Here is a 24,164-nt window from a genome sequence, read left to right on the forward strand (position 1 = left end):
GTCGCCGGGGGTGGCATGCGAGGGCCACGGCTGGGGGGCGGCTCGTGAACGCGTGGTGGGCGGCTCGTCGACGGGTGGGCGTCCGCGGGTGGAAACGACAACACCTCCCGCCGGAGCGGGAGGTGCGTGGTGGGCGGTACCAGACTTGAACTGATGACCTCTTCCGTGTCAGGGAAGCGCGCTACCAACTGCGCCAACCGCCCGAGGTGGAGACGGGATTTGAACCCGTGTACACGGATTTGCAGTCCGTTGCCTCGCCTCTCGGCCACTCCACCGGTGAAGAACCGGCCTCGTCATGGCAAGGTACGAGACCCTCTCCGAGCGGACGACGGGATTCGAACCCGCGACCCTCACCTTGGCAAGGTGATGCTCTACCAACTGAGCCACGTCCGCATGCCCAGGCCCACCGGATCTCCCGGTTTCGGGGCGTGGAACACCATACTAAGGCTGGCCCAGATGTCCAAACCGGGGCCGCCCCGGCTGCCGGAGGGGGCCGGATCCGAGCTCGGGCGAGGGGTCTGCCGACCCGAGGGCTCCGCGTGCCCCGCCGCCCGGGGAGCCTGAGCGGTTCCGGGGGCTGAGCACGACTGGGGGCCGAGCGGTGGCGGACGTCAAGGCGGCCGGTCGCGACGATTGTGCGGAGCGCCACCATCTCGGCTAAGGTGTCTCACCGCGGGCGATTGGCGCAGTGGTAGCGCGCTTCGTTCACACCGAAGAGGTCACTGGTTCGAACCCAGTATCGCCCACCGCACGAGCCGTCCGGATTCTCCGGGCGGCTCGCTTCGTTCTCGGGACGCCGCCCCGCGCCCCCCGTCGGGTGCGCAGCGCCCCAGGCGACCCGTGCCGCGCGCGCTGCACCACCGCCGTTCGACATTCGGACCCGAGAAAATGGCGCCATGGCACGGATCTTTCGGGTCCAAACCGCCGGGCCGAGCCACGCCGGCGCGCCGCGGCGGTCGCCACCCGGACGCGAGCGGCTCCCGAGTGTTGCTGGCCAGCTGGCGATCGTCGAGGACGCCGCCGCTCCCCCCGCCGTCCGCCAGCGTCGACAACCCGAGCACAAGCCCGGCTCCCCGACGCCCCGCCGTCCGCCAGCGTCGACAACCCGAGCACAAGCCCGGCTCCCCGACCCCGCCGTCCGCCAGCGTCGACAACCCGAGCACAAGCCCGCCTCCTCGACGCGCCTGCTGCCGCGCCGGACGCCGCGGCGTCCGACCACCCCGTCGTTGCGGCCACTGCCCTGTTGCCCGCAGCGCCACCCTGCCCTTCCGTCCACCACCCTGCCCCTCCGACCGCCTCCCTGCTCAAAGCCCACCCCCTGCTGTCGCAACGGCAGGGGGGTGGGCATTGAGCAGGGGGGCGGCCACGAGGGCAGGGAGGAGCGCGCTGAACCAGGGAATCCGCACAGCCAAGCGAGCCGGGCAACTGCGTGGCGGCACGACGTCGGCACGGCGAGACGCGGGCACGATCGGGCGGCTCCCTGCGGCGCGCAGCACCGCCACGGCATCATCACGACACCGCCACAGCCCAGCCCAGCACAACCCAGCACAGCACCACTGCCTGCACCAGAAACGCACAGCACCACTACCCGCACCGGCACAGCACCCCCACGGCGCAGCATGGTTCGTGTCAGGAGGCTCGCCGTACCCCAGCCGGATCGGCAATCCCAGCCCCCAGGCAAGCCGCCCCGGCGGATGCGGCACCCAATACAGCCGGCGCCCGGGACTGGTGATCTCAGGATGCAAGACACATGACCACATCGTGGAATGTCCTTCTTGCCACGCTCGCACCATTTAAGTCACCATGACTCATGTCAAGCGGCAACGGAGCCGACGCACCGATGAGGGAGGTTCCGACATGACCGCACCCGCACTCGTCCTGGTTGCTCCTGGGAGCCGGGAAGCCCGCGTCTCTCGCGTGGCGACGGCACTCCGCGCCGAACTCAGGCAGGCACGCCCCGACATTGCCTGCGAGGTGGCCGTCGGCGCCCCCGACGAGCCCGGCATCGCCTTGGCGGTGTCGCGTGCCGTGTCCGGAGGGGCCACCGAGGTCGTCCTGGTGCCGCTGGATCTCGCCCACGCCGTGGACGTCGACCCCGGCCTGCACGGGGCCGCCGACGATGCCCGCCGCGATCACCCCGGCCTCGCGGTCGCCGTCGCGCGACCCGTGGGCCCGGAGGCGTCGCTGCTGGCGGTGCTCGACGTGCGGTTGCGGGGTGCGCTGGCGTCCGCCCGCATCCTGGAACTCGACGGCTTGGTGCTCAGCGCCGCCACCAACGGTGACACGCGCGGCGCGGCGCTGCTCGCGCGGCGCGCACGGCAGTGGTCCACCCACCACCGGCTCCCCTGCCTGGTGGCGGTGGCGGACGGCACGGGTCCGTCCGTGGCCCACGCGGTCGCCGGGCTGCGTGCACAGGGACGCCGACACATCGCCGTCGGCTCGCTGTTCTGGGCGCCGGACGAGGCCTACGCGCAACAGAGCGAGGTGGCGGTGCGTGCTGGCGCGCTGGCGGTCTCCGAACCGCTCGGGGCGACCCGGGAACTCACCGAACTGCTGCTCGCCCGGTACGCGTACGCCGCGATGGACCTGCTCGACGCCGACCTGCACATCGCCGGCCCGGTCCGGCTGGCCGCGTCCGCCTGAGCCGAGGCGCAGCCCACCGGTTCGGCTCAGGTGAGCTGGACGGTCGTGAGGCAGGTGGGGCTGTCGTCGTCGGTGCGGATCTCGGCCGAGCCCGTGCGGCCGTCGGCCGTCACCTCGACGGTGGCCCCGATGCCGCGGGGCAGCCAGAACCCGACAAAGCCGTTGCGGTAGGTCGTGGCGTCCTCGTCCACCAGCACCGTGCCGTCCTCGCCGGTGATGGTGACGCGGACGGGCTCCCCCGCCATCTCGCCGCGGCAGGTGGCCAGCGAGTGGTTGAAGCAGTCGTGGGTGGTGCTCTGGTAGGGCGCGATCGAGAGGTAGAACTGGTCGTCCGGCAGCGGCAGCGCGACCGTGTTGGCCTCGTCGGTGGCCAGAATGAGCTGCGTCCCGGTCACGGAGCCACGGAAGTCGAGCGGACGCTGCTCGTCGAGCTGGTCCAGGTGCTCGACGGCCTCCTGGGCCGTCATGCCCGCGACGCCCACCGTCGCGAGCACGTCACCGGTGTCGGCGGCACCCCCCACGCTCGAGGCGGACGCCGCAGGGGTGGTCGGAGCCGAGGTGTCGACGGCGGGAGTGGCGGCACAACCGGCCAGGGTGACGACGCCGGCGAGGGTGATGAGGGACAGGCTTTGAAGGGGCATTCGGCGCTTCTCCATGCCCCCCATGATACCGGGCAGGGGTATCGGGTGGGATCATTCGGGCAAGCCGGGCCACTTTTCGGCGAGGTACGCTGGGCGAGCCGCCGACCAAGGAGCACCCGTGAGCGACCAGCGCCCCGACACCCCCGCCCCGACCGTCCTCCGCACACCGCGCGAGTGGCGCGAGGTGCTGACGCCGTTCGAGTTCGCCGTGCTCCGCGAGGGCGCCACGGAGCGTCCGTTCACCGGGGAGTACGACCGGACGTTCGAGGCCGGCACCTACGCCTGCAAGGCGTGCGGCGCCGAACTGTTCACCAGCGAACAGAAGTTCGCCTCGCACTGCGGCTGGCCAAGCTTCTACGCCCCGTCCGACGAGGAGCGCATCACCTACATCCGTGACGACTCCCTGCCCGGACGCCCGCGCATCGAGGTGCGCTGCTCGGCTTGCCAGAGTCATCTGGGCCACGTGTTCGAGGGCGAGGGTTACGACACCCCCACCGACCTGCGCTACTGCATCAACTCGATCTGCCTGGTCCACACCCCGAACTCCTGATGCGCCGGCCCGGCCCGGGCGGTGTCTGCCCGTGCCCGGCGCGTCGGGCGAGCCCGGCCGCCGCGCGCCCCGTAGCCTGACGGGCGTGGGGGTGAACCGGCCGGAGTCAGGCGTCTTCGATGACGCGGTGAGGGCGCTGCTCGGGCTGTCGTGGCGTCCGGAGTTGATCGTGGAGGAAATCCCCGCCCCCCAACGCATCGCACCCCACGCGGTGGCCATCGGGGCCGAGGTGGAGATCGCCGACGAAGAACTCGGCAACGGCCGTCTGGTGCTGCTGCACGACCCGGCGGGCAACCCCGCCTGGGACGGCACGTTCCGCTGCGTGACCTTCGCCCGCGCCGTCGTGGATGCGGACATCGCCCTCGACCCCCTGCTTGCCGAGGTCGGCTGGTCGTGGCTGACCGACGCTCTCGAGCACCGCGACGCCACCTACACCGCCCCGAGCGGCACCGTGACCGCCGTCAGTTCGAAGTCCTTCGGCTCGATGGAGGGCGATCCGGACAAGTCCGAGGTCGAGATCCGCGCCTCATGGACCCCCGTGCTCAGCAGCGGTACCGGTGTCGTCCCGCACGTGCTGGCTTGGCAGGACCTGCTCTGCATGGTGGCGGGTCTGCCGCTGCTGCCCGAAGGGGTCGTGCCGCTCGACCCGCACCGCACCGGTCGTCGTCGCCGATGAGCGCTCCGGAGACGCCACCCGACCCGACGCCGGATCCCCCTCGTCCGGTCACCGTTCCTGCCGACGGAATCCCGCCCGTCGTCGACACGCCGGACGCCCTCGCCCGCACGATCGACCGGCTGACCGCCGGCACCGGCCCGGTCGCCCTCGACACCGAGCGGGCCCACGGGTTCCGCTACTGGCCCAAGGCCTACCTGATCCAGGTGCGGCGCGCCGGCTCGGGCACCCATCTCATCGATCCGGTCGCCTTCGAGGCCGGCGCCCCACGCGCCGACCTCTCGGCGCTGCGCGCCGCCATCGCCGACGAAGAGTGGATCCTCCACGCCGCCACCCAAGACCTGCCCTCCCTGGCCGAGGTGGGGTTGCTGCCCGAGCGGCTCTTCGACACCGAGCTGGCCGGCCGCCTCCTTGGCCTGCCGCGGGTGGCGCTGGGAGCGCTGCTCGAGCGCGCCCTCGGCGTCAGCCTCGCCAAGGAGCACTCGGCGTCCGACTGGTCGACCCGGCCGTTGCCCGAGGCGTGGCTCGCCTACGCCGCCCTGGACGTCGAGCTGCTCGTCGATCTCCGGGACTGGATCGAGGCCGAGCTCGAAGCAGCAGGCAAGCTGGCCTGGGCCGAGCAGGAGTTCGCCCACCTCGTCGCGCACGCCGGCGACGAGCCCCACCGCCGCGCTGAGCCCTGGCGGCGGTGTTCGGGCCTGCACGCCGTCCGCACCCCGCGCGGGCTCGCCGCCGTCCGCGAACTCTGGACCGCCCGCGACACCCTCGCCCAAGAGCTCGACCGGGCTCCTGGGCGCATCCTCGGCGACTCGTCGATCACGGACGCCGGCCTGGCGGTGGATGCCGCCAAGAGCGCCGCGCTCGGCCGCGACACGCTGCGTCGGATCCACGGCTTCACCTGGCGGCTCGCCAAGCGGTACGAGTCCCGGTGGTTGGACGCCCTCAGCCGGGCGGACGCGCTGAGCGCCGCCGAGCTGCCGCCGCGACGGGCGGCGTCCGGAGATCTGCCCCAGCCGCGGAGCTGGGCGCGTGCGAACCCGGAGGCGGCAGCGCGCTGGGAGCGGATCCGTCCGGCGGTGAACGCCCTGGCCGAGCAACAGGGCCTGCCGCCCGAGAACCTCCTCAGCCCGGACGCCCTCCGGCGGCTCGCGTGGGCCCCGCCTGCGGACGTCAGCGAGGCGGGTGTGGACGCCGCACTCGCGGCGCTGGACGCCCGGCCCTGGCAACGCGGGCTCGTCGTGCCGGTGGTCGCCCCCCTGCTGTCCGACGCCTGAGTCTCAGCTCTCCGCGGCACGCCGATCGGCGCTGTGTTGATCGGCGCTGTGTTGACCGGCGCGGTGTTGATCCGCGTCCTGTGGCTCGGTCGTCCCGGTCCCGGCCTCGGTGCAGCTGACGGCCAGCTCGACCGCGGCGCGGGCGACAGCCTGCGCGGTGAGGCCGAGCCGCTCCAGCACCTGGTCGCGGCTGCCCTGGTCGAGGAACTCCGCGGGCACGCCCAGGCTGCGCACGGGCGTCCAGACGCCGGCGCGGGCCGCGTCCTGAGCGAGGCGGGCACCGAGACCGCCGTTGACCCCGCCGTCCTCGAGGGTCAGCACGAGGCGGTGTGTGCGGCAGAGCTCGATCAGGTCGTCGCTGGTCGGCAACGCCCAGACGGGATCGACGACCGTGGCCGGGATGCCCTGGGCCCCCAACCGCTGACCCGCCTCGACGCCGAGGCCGGCGAAGGAGCCGTGGGCAACGATGAGCACCTGGGAATCGGTGGCACGGGCCAAGACGTCGACGCTGCCGTGCTGCGCGACGGCCGGCAGCTCGGGCGGGAGGGCTTCCTTGCTGTAGCGAATGACGCTCGGGGCGTCCGCGATGCCGACGGCGGTCCGCAGCGCCTCGGCGAGACGCCGCTCGTCGCGGGGCGCCGCGAGGTGCACCCCCGGCACCATGGTGAGCAGCGAGGTGTCCCACATGCCGTGGTGGCTGGGGCCGTCCGGCCCGGTGATGCCGGCCCGGTCGAGCACGAACGTGACGCCTTGGTGGTGCAGGGCGACGTCCATCAGGAGCTGGTCGAAGGCGCGGTTGAGGAAGGTCGCGTAGAGGGCGACGACGGGGTGGAGCCCCCCGGCGGCCAACCCGGCGGCGGACGTCACCGCGTGCTGCTCGGCGATGCCGACGTCGAAGACACGATCGGGGAACTCCCGGGCGAACGTGTCCAGCCCGGTCGGGTGCAACATCGCGGCGGTGATGCCCACCACGGACGGGTGGGTGCGGGCGATCTCTGTGATCTCGTCGCGGAACGCGTCGGTCCAGGTGCGCTTGGGATTCGCCGTCAGCGGCTCGCCGGTCTCCTCGTCGATGGCGCCCACGGCGTGGAAACGGTCGGCCTCGTCCTGCTCGGCGGCCCGGAAGCCGCGCCCCTTCAGGGTCATGCAGTGGACGATGACGGGCCCGCCGTAGTTACGGGCGGACTCGAGCGCGCGCTCGACCAGGCCAATGTCGTGCCCGTCGATGGGTCCGATGTACTTCAGGCCCAGGTCGGAGAACAGACCCTGGGGCGCGAGGACGTCCTTCACGCCGGTCTTGAAGCCGTGCATCAGGTCGTACACGGGGCCGCCCACGACGGGGGCCGACCGGACGCGCTGCTTGATCAGGTTGAGGGTCGCCTCGTAGCGGCGGTCGGTGCGCAGGCTGGAGAGGTGCGTCGCGATGCCGCCCACCGTCGGGGTGTAGGAGCGGCCGTTGTCGTTGACGACGATCACCAGCTTGAGCCCGGCGTCGACGGCGATGTTGTTCATCGCCTCCCAGGCCATGCCGCCGGTGAGGGCGCCGTCGCCGATCACGGCGACGACCGTGCGGTCCTCCCCGCGGAGCTGGAACGCCTTCGCCAGCCCCTGCGCCCAGGACAGCGACGTGGTGGCGTGGCTGTTCTCGACCCAGTCATGCTCGGACTCCTGCCGCGACGGGTAACCCGACAGCCCCCCCTCCTGCCGGAGGCCGGGGAAGCCCTCCTGCCGGCCGGTGAGGATCTTGTGCACGTAGCTCTGGTGCCCGGTGTCGAAGACCATCGGGTCGTGCGGGGAGTCGAAGACGCGGTGCAGCGCGATGGTCAACTCGACGACGCCCAGGTTGGGCCCGAGATGACCGCCGGTGCGGCTCACGTTGCGGATCAGGAAGCTCCGGATCTCCCCCGCCAGCTGCTCGAGCTGGGTGGCGCTGAGCTCCCGGAGGTCGCGCGGCCCCCGCACCGACTCCAACAAAGACATGCGTGCGAGTCTACCCGTGACCAGCGGCGATGCCCGGGACGCCGGGGCCCCGGCGTCACAGCTTGCGGATGAAAACCTTGCCACGCAGGGCCTCCTCGACCAGGGCCACCTCGCGCCGTCGGCGGCGCAGGGAGGCGTCCAGCTCCTGCCACGCCTGGGTCGCGGCCTCGACCACCTCGGGCGAGACGTACTCCCCCAGACTCGCCCGCACGCGCCCGAGGCCTTCACGGCAGGCAATCAGCTGGCTCTCGACGTGCTCCGCCGCGAACCGTGCCAGCACCACGGAGTGGCGTCGCAGCACCGGGTAGCCGCGGTACTCCGGTGGCGAGCAGTCGAGCAGGAAGTTGGTGGCCGTGGCCTCCCAGTCCGGGGCATGGGGTGGACGCACGGCGTCCGGCCAGCCGGGTGGGGTGTACAGGGCCGTCTGCGCGGGGAACCGGGTGCGACCGGCCGGCCGATCCTCCCCGATGTGGCGGGTGAAGCCCTGCGGCTGTGCCGGTGCCCACGTGGTGCTCATGACCCCTCCTTCTTTTCGAACGCTTGTTCGAGTCTAGGAGCAGATCAGACCCACGTCAACCCCCACCACCGGGTCAGATCAACACCGACACCGCCGAGGCCGCCACGGCCGCGACGGCCAGGCCCACGACGAGCCACGGACGCCAGCGGGGCCGGTCGGGGCCGCTCCACGTCAGGGCGGCCGCGATCGCGGGGAGGGCGAGCAGCCACACGATCACCACGGGCACCGGCAGTGCCATCACCGCCGGCAGCGCGAGCAACACGGCGAAACCGGCCAACCACCACTCCCACCCCAACCGCACGATCCAGGCCGTCAGCGCCGTGCCGAGCCCGAACCCGACGAACCAACCCAGCCACCACCAGCCCAGGCCACACACCACGTCGGAATCCGGCCCGCACACGCGGTCGGTGAACAGGCTCCACACCGACCAGACGAGCCCGGTGACCAGCAGCGCCCCGACGATTGCCAGGTAGGAGAACGCGATCCGGGAGCCCCCGATCGGGGACTCCCGGACGCGCAGGGTGAGGCTCTCGCTCACGCCGTCTTCAGCAGGCTCCGCAGCACGTACTGCATGATCCCGCCGTTGCGGTAGTAGTCGGCCTCACCGGGGGTGTCGATGCGCACGACCGCGTCGAAGTTCACCTCGCGGCCGCCCTCGGCCGTGGCCGTCACCGCCACCGTCTTCGGGGTACGCCCCTCGTTGAGCGCGGTCACGCCCGTGATGGCGAAGGTCTCGGTGCCGTCGAGGCCGAGGCTGTCGGCCGTCTCACCCTCGGCGAACTGCAGGGGCAGGACGCCCATGCCGATCAGGTTGGAGCGGTGGATGCGCTCGTAGCTCTCGGCGATCACGACCTTCACCCCGAGCAGCGAGGTGCCCTTGGCCGCCCAGTCGCGCGAGCTGCCCGAGCCGTACTCCTTGCCCGCCAGCACCACCAGCGGGACGCCGGCCTCGGCGTAGTTCTGCGCCGCGTCGTACACGAACGCCACCGGACCGTCCTGCTGGGTGAAGTCCCGGGTGTAGCCGCCCTCGGTGCCGGGGGCGATCTGGTTGCGCAGCCGGATGTTGGCGAACGTGCCCCGGATCATGACCTCGTGGTTGCCGCGGCGGCTGCCGTAGCTGTTGAAGTCCTTCCGCGCCACGCCGTGCTCGGTGAGGTACACCCCGGCCGGGGTGTCGGCCTTGATCGCGCCCGCCGGGCTGATGTGGTCCGTGGTCACCGAATCCCCCAGCTTGAGCAGGACGCGGGCGTCCGCGATGTCGGTCACGGGCTCGGGAGCGTCCGGCATGCCGTCGAAGTACGGCGCCTTGCGCACGTAGGTCGAATCCGGATCCCAGGCGAAGACCTCGCCCTCGGGCGTGGGGAGGGAACGCCACTGCTCGTCGCCGGCGAACACGTCGGCGTAGCGGTCGGCGAACATCTCCGCGCTGATGGAGCTGCCCACCACCTCCTCGATCTCGCCGGTCGTCGGCCAGATGTCGCGCAGGTAGACGTCGCCGCCGTCCGAGCCCTGACCCAGCGGCTCGGTGGCGAGGTCGATGTCCATCGTGCCCGCCAACGCGTACGCGATGACCAACGGCGGGGAGGCCAGGTAGTTCATCTTCACGTCGGGGCTGATGCGCCCCTCGAAGTTGCGGTTGCCCGACAGGACGGCCGTGACCGCCAGGTCGTTGTCGTTGATCGCCTGGCTGACCTCCGGGATCAGCGGGCCGGTGTTGCCGATGCAGGTCGTGCAGCCGTAGCCGACGGTGTTGAAGCCAAGCTGGTCGAGGTAGCCCTGCAGGCCGGACTTCTCGTAGTAGTCGGTGACGACCTTCGAGCCCGGTGCCAGCGTCGTCTTCACCCACGGCTTGGGCTCCAGCCCCTTCTCGGCGGCCTTCTTGGCCACCAGGGCCGCGCCGAGCATCACCGACGGGTTCGACGTGTTCGTGCACGACGTGATCGCCGCGACGGTCACCGCTCCGTGGCCCAGCTCGAAGCTGCGACCGTCGGCCAGCGTGACGGGGACGACCGTGTCGGGGGCATCGGTGTAGGTCGGCAGCGCGGCCTCGAAGGACGCCTTCGACTCGGCCAGCACCACCCGATCCTGCGGACGCTTCGGCCCGGCGATGCTGGGCACGACGGTCGAGAGGTCGAGCTCGAGGTACTCCGAGTACCGCGGCTCGTGGTCGGGCTCGTGCCACAGTCCCTGGGCCTTGCTGTAGGCCTCGACGAGCGCCACCTGCTCCTCGCTGCGGCCGGTGAGGCGCAGGTAGTCGGTCGTCTTGTCGTCGATGGGGAACACGGCGATGGTGGAGCCGTACTCGGGGCTCATGTTGCCGATCGTGGCGCGGTTGGCCAGGGGCACCTCACCCACCGAGGGTCCGTAGAACTCGACGAACTTGCCGACGACCTTGTGGGCACGCAGCATCTCGGTGATGGTCAGCACGAGGTCGGTGGCGGTCACGCCGTCGCCGAGCTTGCCCGACAGCTTGAAGCCCACGACGCGCGGGATGAGCATGCTGACCGGCTGGCCGAGCATCGCGGCCTCTGCCTCGATGCCGCCGACGCCCCAGCCGACGACGCCGAGGCCGTTGACCATCGTGGTGTGCGAGTCGGTGCCCACGCACGTGTCCGGGTAGGCCTGCAGCACGCCGTCCACCGTGCGCGGGAACACCACCCGCGCCAGGTTCTCGATGTTGACCTGGTGGACGATGCCCGTGCCCGGGGGCACGACCTTGAAGTCGTCGAACGCCGTCTGCCCCCAGCGGAGGAACTGGTAGCGCTCGCGGTTGCGCTGGTACTCGACCTCCATGTTGAGGGCCATCGCGTCGTCGGTGCCGAAGAAGTCGGCGATGACGGAGTGGTCGATCACCATCTCCGCCGGCGACAGCGGGTTCACCTTCGTCGCGTCCCCGCCCAGCTCGGTGATGGCCTCGCGCATGGTGGCGAGATCGACCACGCAGGGCACACCGGTGAAGTCCTGCATGATGACGCGCGCCGGCGTGAACTGGATCTCCTGGGTCGGCTCGGCGTCTGCCTCCCACTGGCCCAGGGCGGTGATGTGGTCGGCGGTGATGTTCGCACCGTCCTCGGTGCGGAGCTGGTTCTCCAGCAGGACCTTCAGGCTGAAGGGCAGGGTGTCGGCCCCCTCGACGGCGTCCAGGGCGAAGATCTCGTACTGCTTGCCGCCGGACTCCAGGGTGCGCTTGGCGCCGAAGCTGTTCACGCTCATGCGGTGCTCTCCTCGTCTGCTCTCGCTCGGAATATCTCGATGTCGAGATACTACTGCACCGGACGCCCTCTGTCACCCGGCTCGCTGCGTGCGATCCTACTCATCGGACGCCCCCGCAGCGGCCGGGACGAGCAGCGCGACGCACTCGACGTGGTGCGTCATGCCGAACAGGTCGATGGCTCGGACGCCCGCCACGTGGTAGCCCAGACCTGCCGCGGTCGCGAGGTCGCGGGCCAGGGCAGCCGGGTCGCAGGCGACGTAGGCGATGGCCCGCGGCCGACGGGCGCAGACCTGCTCCATCACGGCGCGTCCGGCACCCGCGCGTGGCGGGTCGAGCACAACGAGATCGACGCGGGGCGGCAGCTTGCGCACCAGCCGCTCGACCGGCCCGGCGCGAAAGGTGGCCTCCGGCACGTTGCTGGACGCGAGCGCCACGGCCTCGCGCGACCCCTCCACGCCGACGACGTCCACCCCCTGCGCGCTGAGCGCCCCCGCGAAGAGCCCCACCCCACAGTAGAGGTCGACGGCGCTCTCACCCGGCTGCGGGTCCAGCGCCGCGACGACCGCGGCTGCGAGCGTGTCCGCCGCCTCGGGGTGCACCTGCCAGAAGCCGTCGGTGCGCACCCGGAACGTCCGTCCCGCAGCGCGTTCCACCACGACGCCCGGCCCGCCCTCCTCCAGCGCCGTCGCCGCGCCGGGCTCGGCATCGGGCACGGCGTCGGACGCCCCCGCCGCAGCCAACCAGTGCACGGCCGGCCCCGAGATCTCGCCGCGGCTCTCGACGCCCAGGCGCTGGGAGCCGGCCGGCCCGGGGCCGACCTCGGGACGGGCGATCGGCGGTCGCGCGATGAGGCACCCCTGCTCGGGCAGCGGCACCACCGTGTGGGAGCGGTGCGCGCGCAACCCCCAGGCGCGGCCGTCGGAGAGATACCGGACGCGGGTGCGCCACCCGAGCGCCTCGGGCGTCACGGCCTCGACCGACCCGGAGAACGACACCCCGGCCAGCCGGTCCAGTTGTTCGGCGATCACCTGGCGCTTCAACTCCCGCTGGTGGGCCGGCGCGACGTGCTGCAGGTCGCACCCGCCGCAGACCCCGGCCACCGGGCAGGGCGCTGCCACGCGGTGGGGGCTCGCCTCCTCGACGCCCATGGCGTCGCCCCGCGCGAACCGCTTCGCGACCTCGGTGATGCGCACCCGCACCAGTTCACCCTCGAGGGTGTGCCGCACGAAGATCACCCGCCCCTCGTGGCGGGCGACCCAGTGCCCACCGTGGGCGACGCGTCCGACCCGCACCGGGCCGACCACGTCCCCCACGGCCAGCTCAGTCGTCAAGGTGCGCTCCCACGTGGACGGCCCCCGACCCGGGACGACGCCAGGCGGCGGCGTCCGACCGCACGGCCCGTTCGAGCGCGACCTGGCTGGAGGCCAGCTGGTAGGGCACGGCGGTGACCATCACGCCGGGGAAGAATTCCAGCCGCGCCTTGATGAGCAGGCCCGTCTGGTTGTGCAGCAGCCGCTCCCACCAGTGGCCCACCACCAGCTCGGGGAGGTACACCATCACGACGTCGCGCGGGTTGCCCGATCGCAGGCCCTTCACGTAGGCCAGGAACGGCGCCACCACCTGCCGGTACGGCGACGCGATCACGGTGAGCGTGATGCCCGGGTTGAGCTCGTCCCACTCGTCCCGGAGCTGCTCGACGGCGTCCGGGTCGGCCGCGACCACGACCGCCTCCATCGTGTTGGCGCGGCTGGCCCGGGCGAAGTTGATCGCCCGCATCGCGGGCTTGTTCAGCTCGTTGACCAGGATCACAGCGCGGACGCGGCTGGGCAGCGTCCGCGTCTCCGACGGGTCGAGCGCCGTCTCCCGGGCCACCTTCGCGTAGTGGCGCTGGATCGCCCACATCAGCGCGAAGAGGAGCGCCATCGCCACGACCGTCAGGTAGGCACCGTAGATGAACTTGGCCGCCAGGACGATGACGAGCACCGTGCCGGTGCAGGTGAGGCCGACGGCGTTGATGGCGCGGCTGCGCACCATGTGGGCGCGGGCGGCGGGGTCGACCTCCGTGCGCAGGTGCCGCGTCCAGTGACGCAGCATGCCGAGCTGGCTGAGGGTGAAGGAGACGAACACACCCACGACGTAGAGCTGGATCAGGGCGGTCACGCTGGCGTTGAACACCAGCACGAGGGCGGACGCCGCCACCGCCAGCAGGATGATGCCGTTGCTGTAGGCCAGCCGATCACCGCGGGTGTGCAGCGACTTGGGGAGGTACCCGTCGCGCGCGAGGATCGAGCCGAGCACGGGGAAGCCGTTGAAGGCGGTGTTGGCGGCGAGGAACAAGATGATCATCGTCATGGCGATGACGAACAGGAAGCCGGGGTAGAACCCGTCGAACACGGTGGCGGCGAGCTGACCCATGATCGTGTCGGTGTGCCGGACGACCTCCTCGCCGCGGGTCAGCACCACCCCGGAGCTCTCGTCGATCACCTTGGTGCCGGTCACGTTCGCCAGCCAGATGATGCCCCCGAGCATGCTGATCGCCACCGCGCCGAGCAGCCCCAGCGTGGTGGCGGCGTTGCGGCTCTTGGGCTCCTTGAACGCCGGGACGCCGTTGCTGATGGCCTCCACGCCGGTGAGGGCGGCACAACCGGACGAGAAGGCCCGCGCCAGCAGGACGACGACGGCGATCGACGTCAGTGACCCGTAGAAGGGGTCACCGACGATCGTGTAGTCGGCCGTGGGGGCGTGCAGCTCCTCTCCGAGACCCAGGATCCGGAAGGCGCCGAACAGCGTCATCCCGATCACGGCGACCATGAAGCCGTAGGTGGGGATGGCGAAGAACGTGCCCGACTCGCGCACCCCGCGCAGGTTGAGCGTCATGAGCAGCAGGATCAGCGCCGCGGCCCAGATGCCCTCGTGGCCGACGAGCTGGGGGAAGATCGCCTTCGCGTTCTGGACGCCCGAACTCACCGACACCGCCACGGTGAGGATGTAGTCGACCAGCAGCGCGCTCGCGACGACCAGGCCCGGGCGGCGGCCCAGGTTCACCGTCGCCACCTCGTAGTCCCCACCCCCGGAGGGGTAGGCATGCACCGTCTGGCGGTACGACAACACCACGACGAGCATGACCACGGCGACGGCGACCGCGATCGGCCAGCTGAAGGCGTACCCGGCAATGCCGGCCAGGCTCAGCGTCAGGAAGATCTCGTCCGGGGCGTAGGCCACGGAGCTGAGGGCGTCGGAGGCGAAAACCGGCAACGCGATGCGCTTGGGGAGCAGCGTCTCCCCCAGTTGGGTGCTGGCCAGTTTGCGGCCGACCAGCAGTCGCTTGAGCGATTCCGCGACGTTCACGGGGCTACACTGTAGACCTGCTTCCGCCGGACGCACACCCGTGGGTCACGAGTGGGGAGCAGGACAGGGAAAGGCCTCGTCACGTGCACATCGTGATCATGGGATGCGGACGCGTCGGATCGTCGTTGGCCCGGGCGCTCGAACGGCGCGGCCACAGTGTGGCCGTCATCGACATCAACGCCGACTCCTTCCGCCGGCTCGGGCCGGATTTCCACGGCCGGACGATCAAGGGCGTGGGGTTCGACAAGAAGGTTCTGGTGAGCGCCGGCATCAAGCAGGCGGACGGGTTCGCCGCCGTCTCCAGCGGCGACAACTCCAACATCCTCGCAGCCCGGGTGGTCCGGGAGACGTTCGGCATCGACAACGTCGTGGCCCGCATCTACGACCAGGGGCGTGCCGAGGTGTACGAGCGGCTCGGCATTCCGTCCGTCGCCACCGTGCGCTGGGCGGCCGACCAGGTGCTGCGCCGGCTGGTGCCCGAAGGCTCGGAGCCCGAGTGGCGGGACGCGGCGGGCACGGTCCGACTGCTCCGCCTGGGCGCCCACGACGGTTGGGTGGGCCGACGGATCGGCGACATCGAGACGGCCATCCGGTCCAAGGTGCCCTTCCTCTCGCGCTTCGGTCAGGGCCTGGTGCCGGACGCCGCCACCCTGTTGCAGGACGGCGACACGCTGTTCGTGGCAGCGGGCAACGACGACGTCTCGCGCATCGAGTCCGTCCTGGCCGCGCCCCCGCCGCGCCACTGACGCGCGCGTCCACCACCACCGAAGACACCGAAAGGGGCCCCATGCGCGTCGCCATCGCCGGAGCGGGCAACGTCGGGCGATCGATCGCCCGCGAGCTGCTCGCCAACGGCCACCGCGTCCTGCTCATCGACCGCGATCCCCATGCGATCAAGACCGACAGCGTTCCGGACGCCGACTGGCTGCTCGCCGACGCCTGCGAGGTCGACTCGCTGGAGGAGGCGCGGATCGACCGCTGCGACGTGGCCATCGCCGCGACCGGTGACGACAAGGCCAACCTGGTGCACAGCCTGCTGGCCAAGACCGAGTTCGCCGTCCCCCGCACCGTGGCCCGCGTCAACCACCCCAGCAACGAATGGATGTTCGACGACGTGTGGGGGGTCGACGTCGCCGTTTCGACGCCCCGCCTGATGTGCGCGCTGGTCGAGGAGGCGGTCACCGTCGGCGACCTGGTGCGCCTGTTCAGCTTCCACGGCGGCAAGTCGAACCTCGTCGAGATGACCCTGCCCCACGACAGCCCGGCGGTCGGCGTCCGGGTGGACGACCTGCGGTTCCCCGGGGACGCCGTTCCGGTCGCCATCATCCGCGACGGCGTCGCCCGACCCCCCGAGCGGGATGCCGCCGTCGAGGGTGGCGACGAGCTGCTGTTCGTGGTCAACCCCGAGTTCGAGGCGGAGTTGGCGCAGTACCTCTCCCCCGGCGTCCGCCGCGAGCCGGCGCCCGACGAGGACGACTGAGACCCGGCGGGCTGAGCCGCGGTCAGAGCAGGGTGAGCCGCGGTCAGAGCAGGGTGAGCCGCGGTCAGAGCAGGGTGTAGCGCGGGTTGTGGATGCGGCGGACGCCGTCGCTGACACCGACGCGGCCCTGCACGAGGAGTTCGCGCCCGGCCTCGATGCCCGGGATCTCGTGGCGCCCCATCCAGATCAGCGTCACCCGGCCGGTGCCGTCGCTCAGTTGGGCCTCCAGCCAGGGCTGCGGTCGCCTGGGCCGGACGGTGAGCTGCTCAACGGTGCCGCGCAGCGTGACGACACTACGGTCGCGGACGTCCGCGATCGCGTCCGCGCCGGTCGCCTCCGCCAGCCGGTGCCGATCGGCCGAGGTGAGCTCGTCGTCACTCGCGAAGACGCGGCGCAGTCCGTCAAACAGTCCCATGGTGTGCCTACCCGCGGACGCTGCCCTCGGGCAGGGCGAGCTGGATGATCTCCCCCGGCGACCGGGGGGCGTCATCACGGCGCACGACGAGGTTGCGGAAGAACTCCACGAAGAAGTCGGCCGGCGGCTTCTCGCCCTCGACGAGGCCCGCCTGGCCCATCAGCGTGCCGCGCAGCAGCCACCGGGGGCCCTCGACGAGCCAGATGCGTGAGACGTGGAACAGCTGTTCGCCCTCCGGGCCGGTGAGCGGCAGCACCCGCCGCACCTCCGTGCCGAAGGGCCCCTCGGCACGCTCGGCGCTGCCCCCGGCCTGGGTGGCCTCCTCGATGATGTCCTCGCGGAGCTCCTCGGCCAACCCGCCGCTGCGGGGGGCCGCGAACAGCGCCACCTCCAGCCCCGAGTTCTCGTGATGGGCGAGCAGGGTGTAGACGGCGTTCGTCTTCTGGTCCCCCTGCACCTGCAGCAACAGGTCGTGCGGTTGGGTGACGATCAACGGCCCGAACGCGACCCGTCGCACCTGGAGCCGTTCCAGCTCCGCCGCGTCGGCGTCCAGGTCGACCTCCTCGTGGTCGAACGGACCGTCGACGCGCGGATTGACGGCGTCGCGCTCCTCGGCGGTCACCTCATCGCTCTCGTCGGCCTCCTCGGCAGCGAGGCCGTCCGGTGCCGCGTCGGCCTCCATCGCCTCGTTCGCGTCGGCCTCCACCCCGGAGTCGTTCGGGGTCACCTCGACGTCCGCGTCCGTTCCGGCCCCCGCGGGGTCCTTGCGGCCCTTGCGTCCGAAGATCACTCGTCATCCTCCGTCGTCGTCGTCTGCGTGCCGGGGGCACCCCAGTGGGCGACTCCCCCGGTCGACCCGTGCCCACCCGCACCTCGGCTGCTGGCCGGCAGGTCGTCCACCTCGGTGAACACCGCCTGCGCCACGCGTTGGAAGACTAGCTGGGCGATCAGGTCGCCCCGACGCAGTATCACCCTGCGGCGGGGATCGGTGTTCAGCAGGCAGACCTGGATCTCCCCGCGGAACCCCGCATCGACCGTACCCGGCGCGTTGACGACCGTGACGCCCGAACGGGCAGCCAGCCCCGAACGGGGGTGGACGAGCGCGACCCACCCGGGCGGAAAGGCCAGGGCGATGCCGGTCGGCACGAGGGCGCGCTCCCCCGGTTCGAGGGTGACGTCGATGCGCGTTGCCAGGTCGGCGCCCGCGTCGCCCGGATGGGCGTAGCGCGGCAGCGGGACGCCCGCGTCCAGCCGGCGCAGCTGGACGCCGACCCGCTCGGCACCGCTCATCCCCGCTCGTCCACCGGACGCGTACGGCCCAGGGCCGCCGCGGCCCGCGCCGGGGAGCGGCTGGACACCAGCCAGTAGGGGTGCGGGTCGGCGGGGTCGGCCACGGCGATGCGCACCGACTCGGCCAGCCAGGGCCGCTGGACGACGTGGGCCCGGGCGTCCGCCCCGGTGCCCAGGGCCTCGCGGGTGGCGGCGGCGTCCAACACCGTGACCTCGCCGACATAGGGCCAGGTCAGCAGGGAGCGGCCCACGCGCACCCCCGCGTCATCGACCATGATCTCCGTGGCGCCCATGAGCCCCAGGCCGAAGGCGACGCCCACCCCTGCCACGAGTCCGGCGGCGATGCCGACCCATGGCCCGGCCAGGAATCCGATGAAGAAGAACGTGGGGACGCCGACGCCCAGGCCGACGATCCACCACCACACCGGGGGGGTGAGCCGCTCGCGATATGCCACCCGCCCAACCTACCCGCTGGCGGTGGGTCGCCCCTAGGATGGGGCCACCGGGAGGCCGCACGGGCCTCCCCGAGGCAGGACGGGGATCGTGGACCTCTCACAGAAGATCGTGTGGAACCTCTACTCCACCGGTGTCGCCGCCATCGCGGGCATCGTGACGAAGCAGCTCGTGGACCGCGCCTGGATGTTCGTGACGGGCGACGACGATCCGCCGGAGCCGAACGACCCCGAGACCCCGGTCGGGGCGGCGGTGGCGCGCGTGGTGGTGGTGGCTCTCGGCATGGGCCTCTCCCAGGTGCTCATCAACCGCGTCGCGGCCAAGGGGTGGTCGTCGTTCACCGGCCAGGCCAGCCCGGCCCGGCAGGTCAACCTCAAGTTCTGAGCCCCTGAGCAGGAACGCCGACGCGCGCGGCCCCGCCCGGATCGTCCGGGCGGGGCCGCGCGCATGATGGGTCCGTGGTCAGCCGGCGCAGTCCACGCAGTACGTCTGGCCGTTGCGCTCCTCGGCCACCTGGCTGCGGTGCTTCACCAGGAAGCAGCTCGCGCAGGTGAACTCGTTGGCCTGCCGGGGCAGGACGCGCACGGTGAGCTCTTCGTGCGAGAGGTCGGCCCCCGGGAGTTCGAAGGCTTCGGCCGCCTCGACCTCGTCCTCGTCGACCTTGCCGGAGTTCTTGTCGTTGCGCCGGCTCTTCAGTTCTTCAATGCTGTCTTCGCTCTCCTCATCGGTCTTGCGAGGAGCGTCGTAGTCGGTGGCCATGGGTTCCTTTTCTGTCCGGTCGATCGTGGACGGATGCGGCGGTGTGTCGCACGCACATATATCACACTGGTCAAACCCGGGCCCACCCGGGCGGGCCCGTCGGCGGCCCCGGGGTGTTGGGAACCAGTGCTGCGGAGTGCAGGGTAGGTTACGGGTGCAACCTTCTCCCACGGAAGAACGAGAGACATGGACAGTGCCCTGCGCCCCCGCGACATCCAGGCGCGCATTCGCGCGGGAGAGTCGCCCGACGAGGTCGCCGCGGCAGCCGGCGTCCCCGTCGAACAGATCGCCGGCTTCGCACTGCCGGTGGTCGCCGAGCGCGAGCACGTGGCCGGCCTGGCCCGCACCCACCCGGTGCGGCGTCGCGGCGAGACGACCTCCCACCGCACGTTGGCCGTGGCCGTGTCCGATGCCCTCGCCCAGCGCGGCATCGACGCCGACACCGCTACGTGGGACGCGTGGAAGCTCGAGGACCGGCGCTGGCGCGTCCGCGCCGTGTTCGACGCCGACGCCGGAACGGCCGCCGACTTCACCTACGACCAGGGCGGCCGCTTCGCCGTGGCCGCGAACGACGAGGCCCGGGCACTGATCGGTGACGCGGTGGCTGCTCCGGCCGCCGTTGCACCGCTCGATGACGAGCTGGCCCTGGTGCGGGCGGTCCAGGAGCCGGCAGCGCCCTCGGAGCCGTCGGCGACCGGCACGGGTGCCGTGGCCACTGTCACCGAGCTCGCGCCGCCCGTCGCCCAGGACGCCGTCGCCGACATCGCCACCCCGTCGGTCGCCGACACCCCGCCCCCGGCGCCGGACGCCACCGACGACACCCCCACCGACGTGGTCGACACGACCGAGTCGGCGGACGGGGAGGCCGAGGAGGATCCGACCCGCGACGCGTACTTCGAGGCCGAGCTGACCGAGGTGGATGGCGTCGCCGACATCGTCGTGGCCCTCGACACCGACATGGACGTGCTCTACGACATGCTCTCCAGCTTCGATGAGGACTCGGTGAAGATCTACGCCGGCCTCGTGCAGCCCATCCAGGAGAGCCTGCCCGTGGTGGACGATGCTCCCGTCCCCTCCGCCGACGCCGACGACCGCCCCGGCAACGAGGCGGAGACGGAGTCCGACGACGATCCCGAACCGCCGGTTGATGTGGCGGCCGAGGACGTGGGCGCCGAGGACGTCTGGGCGTCCACCGAGTTGCCGGCGCCGGCTGCGTCGTCGGAGGAACCGGAGCAGCTGTCCCTGATCGACGACATCGACCCCGCGCCCGTGCTGCCCAAGCCGCGCCCGCGCAAGAAGCGGGCCTCGGTGCCCAGTTGGGACGAGATCGTCTTCGGCGGCCCCACCCCGCGCCAGCAGGACTGAACCCCAGGACTGAGCCCCAGGACTGAGCCTCAAGACGGAGCTCAGCCCCCCTCGAAGGGGAGCGGTTCGGGCTGCGCGACCCCGCTGCGGGCTCGCGGCAGCCGCAGGCGGTGGTGACGCCGGCACAGCACCTCGTAGGTGACCCGCCCCGGCGCGACGGTGTCGGTGTCACCGACGGCGATCTGGGCGCCCTCCGTGACCATGGCGCCGTCCACGAGCCGGGCGTTGTGCGTCGCGACGGCGCCGCACCAGCACCGCGGCCGCGCCGGCAGCATCTCGATCCGGTCCGCGAGTTCGACCAGCCGCGCAGAGCCCGGGAACAGGCAGGTGCGGAAGTCGGCCAGGATGCCGAAACACGACACGTCGATGCCGAACTCGTCGACGATGCGCGCAAGGTCGTCCACCTGCGCGGCGGTGTAGAACTGCGCCTCGTCGCAGACCAGGTAGTCGATGCGGCGCCCCGCGGTCAGCTCGGCGGCCACGTGGGCCCACAGGTCGAGGCCGGGCGTGACCTCCACCGCCGGCGCCGCCAGGCCGATGCGGGAGGAGATCACGGCCTCGCCGCCGCGGTCGCAGCAGGTGAACAGCAGGCCGCGGCGTCCGGCGGAGCGTTCGGTGTCGTCCACCTGGAGGGCCAGGGTCGACTTGCCGCAGTTCATCGGCCCGGTGAAGTAGATCAGGGCGGCCACGTCACCCCACCAGCAGCGGGACGCGCATTTCGGCGTCGGTGAGGGAGCCATGCATGCCGACGAGTCCGAACTCGTTGGGCTGGCGGCGCGTCATGACGGCGGTGTCGTCGCGCACGCCGACGAGCACGTCGCCGATCCGGGATGCCAGGCGGGGCTGCACCGGGCCGAACCAGCCGGCGTCGATCGCCTCGTCCCGGGTCACGACCCAGGCCCGCTCGCCCAGGACGGACGACCACCGCCGCGCGACGCCGACCACGTGGCCCGGCTCCGCGTAGACCTGCCGGAAGCGTCCCTCGCCGGCGAACAGGGTGACGTCGTCGAGCAGGCCGGGCACGTCCTCGGCCACCACCCACCGGTCGCGGGGGCAGTCCACCATGCCGTGGTCCCCCGTCACCAGCAGCGCGACGTCGTCGGGCAGCGCCTCGCGCAGCCGCCGCGCCAAGGTGTCCACGCGGCGCAGCGCGTGGCGCCACGCGCTGGACTGCCAGCCCTCACCGTGCCCGGTGTGGTCGAGCTCGCGTTCGTAGAAGTAGACCAGGGACGCGTCCCCGGACGCCGCGGCGTCGGCCACCCACCCGATGCGGGACGCGTGGTCACCCTCGTCGGGCACCGGCACGAACCGGGCCCCGCGCAGGGCGCACTCGGTCAGCCCCGTGCCCGCGAACCGGGCGAGGGCGACATTGGTGAGGTCGACCCCCGAACGGGCCAGGCGTTCGAAGCCCGTCAGGCGCGGCTGCACGTCCAGCGCGGAGAGCCCCCGCTGCCAGGACAGGGCGTTCAGCACCCCACCGGAGACGGGGTTGCGGAACGAATAGCCGACGATGCCGTGCTCCCCGGGGGTCAGCCCCGTGCCGAGGCTGGTGATGCTCGTCGCGGTGGTGCTCGGCGCGCCGCTGGTGAGGGTGCGACCCTGCGCCTCGCGCAGCCCCGCCAGGTAGGGCGCGCAGTCGGCCGCGGCGGCCAGGTTGGCGTCCCCCAGGCCGTCCACGAGCAGGATCACCCAGCGTGCGGACCGCGGCAGGCCCAAGGCGTCGGGCCACCCGCTCACCCCCAGGGACGTGGCGACGCTGCCGAAGACGTCGGCGAGGGTCGAGCGCCCGTAGTCGGGCACGCAGGGCTGCTCGTTCGGCTCGGGTTCGGCCACGTCAGACGCACCTGCGTTGCAGGAGCGAGCCCAGGCGCACGAGGCCGGCCAGCGCGGCGTCCCCGTCGGCGGCGGCGCTCATCCGCACGCTCAGGTCGTCGGTCAGGTCCTGGGCGGTGTAGCCGTGGTCGGCGTCACAGGTCGGGTCGGCGCAGGCGGCCGGCTCGATCTCGACGCGGCGCACCGCCCCCCAGTTCACGACGAGCCACGCCTCGGCGATGCCGCCGCGGCCGCGTCCGAACTTCTCGGGCTGCGCCGCCACCTGCGTGAGGGCCACCGACCGGACGCGGGAGAGTCCGACGACCTCCGTGGTCGTCAACGCCTGGCCCGGCGTGCCGGGGACCCCGTCGCCGTCGTCGGTGTGGGCAACGATGAACCGGGCCGGGGTCACGACGAGGACGGTGACGTGGCGGTGCACCTCGCTGGCGGTGAACGTGGCCTCGTGGTGCACCAGGGAGTCGACCACCTGTTCGTCGCCCACCGCCTGGAGCACCGTGGCCGCCACGAACTCCGGGAAGTAGCCCGAGGCGACGATGGCCTCGTGCAGGTCGCGGGGCAGTTGTGGCGTCGTCATGGCGTGCATTCTCGCACCCCGCGCGGTGGCGACGAAACGGACGCGGCGGCGTCCGGGGGGTGACGGCGTCCGTTACGGTGGGGTCCCATGAGCAATCGCCCGTTCTTCGCCGCCCGCGTCGAGATGTTCATCGACCGCCGTGCCGAACAGTTCTTCCGCTCGCTGGGGTGGACCGAACAGGTGATCCCCTACACGGCGTACGGCGACGACGGGTTCGCTCGGGTCCTGGCACGGGTGGTGCTCAGCCCGACGTTCAGCGAGACGCAACTCGGCAAGGTCGCCGAGGAGTTCCTGGCCAGGCGGGGCTGGCGCAACTTCCTCAACGCCGCCTGCGTCCACGCCCGGTACACGATCCGGCTCGGCGACGCCGAGGTGCACGGCACGACCGACCGGGGCGGCTACGTCGACCACCGGGTTCGCAACCACGGGTCCGAACCCGGATGGGTGATGGCCACCGTGGAGTCCGGTGACTCGTCGGCGCAGGTGCCGGTGCTCGTCGTCAACCCCGACGCGACCGTGGGGATGGTGAGCGACATCGACGACACGATCCTGACGACCATGCTGCCCCGCCCCTTCATCGCGGCGTGGAACTCGTTCATCCGCACCGAATCGGCCCGCCAGGCGGTGGCCGGCATGGCGCTGTTCTATGACGCCTTCCTCACCCGTCACCCGGGCGCGCCGGTGCTCTACCTCTCCACCGGCGCGTGGAACACGCACGGCTTCCTGCGCCGCTTCATGCGCCGCCACCGCTACCCCGAGGGTCCGATGCTGCTGACCGACTGGGGGCCCACCAACACGGGCTGGTTCCGGTCCGGTCAGGAGCACAAGCGCATGTCGCTGCTGCAGCTCAGCGTCGACTTCCCCCACCTGCGCTGGCTCCTGGTCGGCGACGACGGCCAGCACGACCCGGACATCTACAGCGAGTTCGCCTCCGCGAACCCCCATCGCGTGCTGGGCATCGCGCTGCGCCAGCTGTCGCCCGCCGAGCACGTCCTCGCCCACGGCACGACCGAGCCGCTGCTGGAGGACGAGGGCCCCACCCCGGTCCCCGTCGTGCGCGCCCCCGATGGGCGCGGCCTGCTGCAGATGGCGCGCGAACGCTTCGGGCTGCTCTGAGGCACCCCGGCGCCCGGTGCGGCGTCCGGACGCCGGCGT

At 71.9% G+C, this 24,164-nt stretch carries 24 protein-coding genes and 4 tRNA genes; 10 read left to right on the forward strand and 18 right to left on the reverse strand.

What is annotated here, in order from left to right; translation table 11 throughout:
• Positions 1-127: 127 nt before the first annotated feature.
• The 3 genes from IFY26_RS05590 to IFY26_RS05600 all read right to left on the reverse strand — a co-directional run bounded on the left by IFY26_RS05590 (position 128) and on the right by IFY26_RS05600 (position 393).
• Positions 128-203: transfer RNA gene (locus tag IFY26_RS05590), tRNA-Val, on the reverse strand.
• A gap of 1 nt (position 204) precedes the next feature.
• Positions 205-275 (reverse strand) — tRNA-Cys (locus tag IFY26_RS05595).
• A 45-nt stretch (positions 276-320) separates the two neighbouring features.
• Positions 321-393, reverse strand: a tRNA-Gly gene (locus IFY26_RS05600).
• 281 nt (positions 394-674) lie between these two features.
• On the opposite strand from IFY26_RS05600, the gene IFY26_RS05605 reads away from it, so the two are divergent.
• Positions 675-746, forward strand: a tRNA-Val gene (locus tag IFY26_RS05605).
• A 1,111-nt stretch (positions 747-1,857) separates the two neighbouring features.
• On the forward strand, positions 1,858-2,643 hold the full coding sequence (locus IFY26_RS05610) for a sirohydrochlorin chelatase (protein WP_232548019.1): 786 nt from the start codon (positions 1,858-1,860) through the stop codon (positions 2,641-2,643).
• Positions 2,644-2,669: 26 nt separating this feature from the next.
• Here the strand turns inward: IFY26_RS05610 and IFY26_RS05615 are convergent, their stop codons facing one another.
• On the reverse strand, positions 2,670-3,299 hold the full coding sequence (locus IFY26_RS05615) for a CueP family metal-binding protein (protein WP_232548020.1): 630 nt from the start codon (positions 3,297-3,299) through the stop codon (positions 2,670-2,672).
• A gap of 103 nt (positions 3,300-3,402) precedes the next feature.
• On the opposite strand from IFY26_RS05615, the gene msrB reads away from it, so the two are divergent.
• The 3 genes from msrB to IFY26_RS05630 all read left to right on the forward strand — a co-directional run bounded on the left by msrB (position 3,403) and on the right by IFY26_RS05630 (position 5,781).
• Positions 3,403-3,834 carry a peptide-methionine (R)-S-oxide reductase MsrB gene (msrB, locus tag IFY26_RS05620; RefSeq protein ID WP_232548021.1) on the forward strand — a complete coding sequence of 144 codons (432 nt, stop codon included), beginning with the start codon at positions 3,403-3,405 and terminating at the stop codon, positions 3,832-3,834.
• 85 nt (positions 3,835-3,919) lie between these two features.
• A complete protein-coding gene (locus IFY26_RS05625; protein ID WP_232548022.1) occupies positions 3,920-4,510 on the forward strand; it encodes a DUF3000 domain-containing protein in 591 nt (196 codons plus the stop codon).
• Positions 4,507-5,781: a ribonuclease D gene (locus IFY26_RS05630; protein ID WP_232548023.1), complete on the forward strand. Its 1,275-nt coding sequence runs from the start codon at positions 4,507-4,509 to the stop codon at positions 5,779-5,781. Before IFY26_RS05625 ends, IFY26_RS05630 begins: the two co-directional genes overlap by 4 nt.
• 3 nt (positions 5,782-5,784) lie before the next feature.
• Here IFY26_RS05630 and dxs read toward each other — a convergent pair whose 3' ends face one another.
• The 6 genes from dxs to IFY26_RS05660 all read right to left on the reverse strand — a co-directional run bounded on the left by dxs (position 5,785) and on the right by IFY26_RS05660 (position 14,840).
• The gene (gene dxs / locus IFY26_RS05635) at positions 5,785-7,761 is read right to left on the reverse strand and encodes a 1-deoxy-D-xylulose-5-phosphate synthase (RefSeq protein ID WP_232548024.1); all 1,977 of its coding nucleotides are present in this window, start codon (positions 7,759-7,761) and stop codon (positions 5,785-5,787) included.
• 55 nt (positions 7,762-7,816) lie between these two features.
• Entirely contained in the window at positions 7,817-8,278 is a 462-nt protein-coding gene (locus IFY26_RS05640) for a hypothetical protein (protein ID WP_232548025.1), read from the reverse strand.
• A 73-nt stretch (positions 8,279-8,351) separates the two neighbouring features.
• The gene (locus IFY26_RS05645; protein WP_232548026.1) at positions 8,352-8,816 is read right to left on the reverse strand and encodes a hypothetical protein; all 465 of its coding nucleotides are present in this window, start codon (positions 8,814-8,816) and stop codon (positions 8,352-8,354) included.
• Positions 8,813-11,491: an aconitate hydratase AcnA gene (acnA, locus tag IFY26_RS05650; protein WP_232548027.1), complete on the reverse strand. Its 2,679-nt coding sequence runs from the start codon at positions 11,489-11,491 to the stop codon at positions 8,813-8,815. The genes IFY26_RS05645 and acnA overlap by 4 nt, the downstream gene beginning before the upstream one ends.
• Before the next feature lie 96 nt (positions 11,492-11,587).
• A complete protein-coding gene (locus tag IFY26_RS05655; RefSeq protein WP_232548028.1) occupies positions 11,588-12,823 on the reverse strand; it encodes a class I SAM-dependent RNA methyltransferase in 1,236 nt (411 codons plus the stop codon).
• A complete protein-coding gene (locus tag IFY26_RS05660; protein ID WP_232548029.1) occupies positions 12,813-14,840 on the reverse strand; it encodes an APC family permease in 2,028 nt (675 codons plus the stop codon). Before IFY26_RS05660 ends, IFY26_RS05655 begins: the two co-directional genes overlap by 11 nt.
• A gap of 98 nt (positions 14,841-14,938) precedes the next feature.
• On the opposite strand from IFY26_RS05660, the gene IFY26_RS05665 reads away from it, so the two are divergent.
• The gene (locus IFY26_RS05665) at positions 14,939-15,586 is read left to right on the forward strand and encodes a potassium channel family protein (protein WP_332836159.1); all 648 of its coding nucleotides are present in this window, start codon (positions 14,939-14,941) and stop codon (positions 15,584-15,586) included.
• Between the two features lie 41 nt (positions 15,587-15,627).
• Positions 15,628-16,320 (forward strand): potassium channel family protein, encoded by a 693-nt coding sequence (locus tag IFY26_RS05670; protein WP_232548031.1) that lies wholly within the window; start codon positions 15,628-15,630, stop codon positions 16,318-16,320.
• A 64-nt stretch (positions 16,321-16,384) separates the two neighbouring features.
• Here the strand turns inward: IFY26_RS05670 and IFY26_RS05675 are convergent, their stop codons facing one another.
• The 4 genes from IFY26_RS05675 to IFY26_RS05690 are packed head-to-tail and all read right to left on the reverse strand — an operon-like array spanning position 16,385 to position 18,480.
• Positions 16,385-16,735, reverse strand: a complete 351-nt coding sequence (locus IFY26_RS05675) for an OB-fold nucleic acid binding domain-containing protein (RefSeq protein WP_232548032.1) — start codon at positions 16,733-16,735, stop codon at positions 16,385-16,387.
• Positions 16,736-16,742: 7 nt separating this feature from the next.
• The gene (locus IFY26_RS05680) at positions 16,743-17,525 is read right to left on the reverse strand and encodes a DUF3710 domain-containing protein (protein WP_232548033.1); all 783 of its coding nucleotides are present in this window, start codon (positions 17,523-17,525) and stop codon (positions 16,743-16,745) included.
• Positions 17,522-18,025 carry a dUTP diphosphatase gene (gene dut / locus IFY26_RS05685; protein ID WP_232548034.1) on the reverse strand — a complete coding sequence of 168 codons (504 nt, stop codon included), beginning with the start codon at positions 18,023-18,025 and terminating at the stop codon, positions 17,522-17,524. Before dut ends, IFY26_RS05680 begins: the two co-directional genes overlap by 4 nt.
• Positions 18,022-18,480 carry a DUF3093 domain-containing protein gene (locus tag IFY26_RS05690; protein WP_232548035.1) on the reverse strand — a complete coding sequence of 153 codons (459 nt, stop codon included), beginning with the start codon at positions 18,478-18,480 and terminating at the stop codon, positions 18,022-18,024. Before IFY26_RS05690 ends, dut begins: the two co-directional genes overlap by 4 nt.
• Positions 18,481-18,568: 88 nt before the next feature.
• Here IFY26_RS05690 and IFY26_RS05695 point away from each other — a divergent pair, with 88 nt between their 5' ends.
• Complete coding sequence (locus tag IFY26_RS05695) at positions 18,569-18,862, forward strand: DUF4235 domain-containing protein (protein WP_232548036.1); 294 nt, start codon at positions 18,569-18,571, stop codon at positions 18,860-18,862.
• A 78-nt stretch (positions 18,863-18,940) separates the two neighbouring features.
• Here the strand turns inward: IFY26_RS05695 and IFY26_RS05700 are convergent, their stop codons facing one another.
• Positions 18,941-19,237 carry a DUF4193 domain-containing protein gene (locus tag IFY26_RS05700; protein WP_232548037.1) on the reverse strand — a complete coding sequence of 99 codons (297 nt, stop codon included), beginning with the start codon at positions 19,235-19,237 and terminating at the stop codon, positions 18,941-18,943.
• Positions 19,238-19,423: 186 nt separating this feature from the next.
• Between IFY26_RS05700 and sepH the strand changes: the two genes are divergently transcribed.
• Positions 19,424-20,602, forward strand: a complete 1,179-nt coding sequence (sepH, locus tag IFY26_RS05705) for a septation protein SepH (protein ID WP_232548038.1) — start codon at positions 19,424-19,426, stop codon at positions 20,600-20,602.
• Positions 20,603-20,643: 41 nt separating this feature from the next.
• Here the strand turns inward: sepH and IFY26_RS05710 are convergent, their stop codons facing one another.
• Genes IFY26_RS05710 through IFY26_RS05720 form a run of 3 tightly spaced genes read right to left on the reverse strand, consistent with a single transcriptional unit; the run spans position 20,644 to position 23,009 of the window.
• Positions 20,644-21,291, reverse strand: coding sequence for a thymidine kinase (locus IFY26_RS05710; protein ID WP_232548039.1), 648 nt, complete (start codon positions 21,289-21,291; stop codon positions 20,644-20,646).
• A gap of 1 nt (position 21,292) precedes the next feature.
• A complete protein-coding gene (locus tag IFY26_RS05715) occupies positions 21,293-22,435 on the reverse strand; it encodes an alkaline phosphatase family protein (RefSeq protein WP_232548040.1) in 1,143 nt (380 codons plus the stop codon).
• Between the two features lies 1 nt (position 22,436).
• Positions 22,437-23,009 carry a DUF5998 family protein gene (locus IFY26_RS05720; RefSeq protein WP_232548041.1) on the reverse strand — a complete coding sequence of 191 codons (573 nt, stop codon included), beginning with the start codon at positions 23,007-23,009 and terminating at the stop codon, positions 22,437-22,439.
• Positions 23,010-23,096: 87 nt separating this feature from the next.
• Between IFY26_RS05720 and IFY26_RS05725 the strand changes: the two genes are divergently transcribed.
• A complete protein-coding gene (locus IFY26_RS05725) occupies positions 23,097-24,125 on the forward strand; it encodes an App1 family protein (protein WP_232548042.1) in 1,029 nt (342 codons plus the stop codon).
• The last annotated feature ends 39 nt before the right edge of the window (positions 24,126-24,164 follow it).

The sequence above is a fragment of the Propioniciclava soli genome (genome assembly GCF_014858005.1).
GTDB lineage: Bacteria > Actinomycetota > Actinomycetes > Propionibacteriales > Propionibacteriaceae > Propioniciclava > Propioniciclava soli.

What these genes read in the sequence shown, in the direction of transcription:
- IFY26_RS05610 (WP_232548019.1), top strand. Translation starts at nt 1,858, where the DNA reads ATGACCGCACCCGCACTCGTCCTGGTTGCTCCTGGGAGCCGGGAAGCC.
- IFY26_RS05615 (WP_232548020.1), bottom strand. Translation starts at nt 3,299, where the DNA reads ATGGAGAAGCGCCGAATGCCCCTTCAAAGCCTGTCCCTCATCACCCTC.
- IFY26_RS05630 (WP_232548023.1), top strand. Translation starts at nt 4,507, where the DNA reads ATGAGCGCTCCGGAGACGCCACCCGACCCGACGCCGGATCCCCCTCGT.
- dxs (WP_232548024.1), bottom strand. Translation starts at nt 7,761, where the DNA reads ATGTCTTTGTTGGAGTCGGTGCGGGGGCCGCGCGACCTCCGGGAGCTC.
- IFY26_RS05640 (WP_232548025.1), bottom strand. Translation starts at nt 8,278, where the DNA reads ATGAGCACCACGTGGGCACCGGCACAGCCGCAGGGCTTCACCCGCCAC.
- acnA (WP_232548027.1), bottom strand. Translation starts at nt 11,491, where the DNA reads ATGAGCGTGAACAGCTTCGGCGCCAAGCGCACCCTGGAGTCCGGCGGC.
- IFY26_RS05665 (WP_332836159.1), top strand. Translation starts at nt 14,939, where the DNA reads ATGGGATGCGGACGCGTCGGATCGTCGTTGGCCCGGGCGCTCGAACGG.
- IFY26_RS05670 (WP_232548031.1), top strand. Translation starts at nt 15,628, where the DNA reads ATGCGCGTCGCCATCGCCGGAGCGGGCAACGTCGGGCGATCGATCGCC.
- IFY26_RS05675 (WP_232548032.1), bottom strand. Translation starts at nt 16,735, where the DNA reads ATGGGACTGTTTGACGGACTGCGCCGCGTCTTCGCGAGTGACGACGAG.
- dut (WP_232548034.1), bottom strand. Translation starts at nt 18,025, where the DNA reads ATGAGCGGTGCCGAGCGGGTCGGCGTCCAGCTGCGCCGGCTGGACGCG.
- IFY26_RS05700 (WP_232548037.1), bottom strand. Translation starts at nt 19,237, where the DNA reads ATGGCCACCGACTACGACGCTCCTCGCAAGACCGATGAGGAGAGCGAA.
- sepH (WP_232548038.1), top strand. Translation starts at nt 19,424, where the DNA reads ATGGACAGTGCCCTGCGCCCCCGCGACATCCAGGCGCGCATTCGCGCG.
- IFY26_RS05720 (WP_232548041.1), bottom strand. Translation starts at nt 23,009, where the DNA reads ATGACGACGCCACAACTGCCCCGCGACCTGCACGAGGCCATCGTCGCC.
- IFY26_RS05725 (WP_232548042.1), top strand. Translation starts at nt 23,097, where the DNA reads ATGAGCAATCGCCCGTTCTTCGCCGCCCGCGTCGAGATGTTCATCGAC.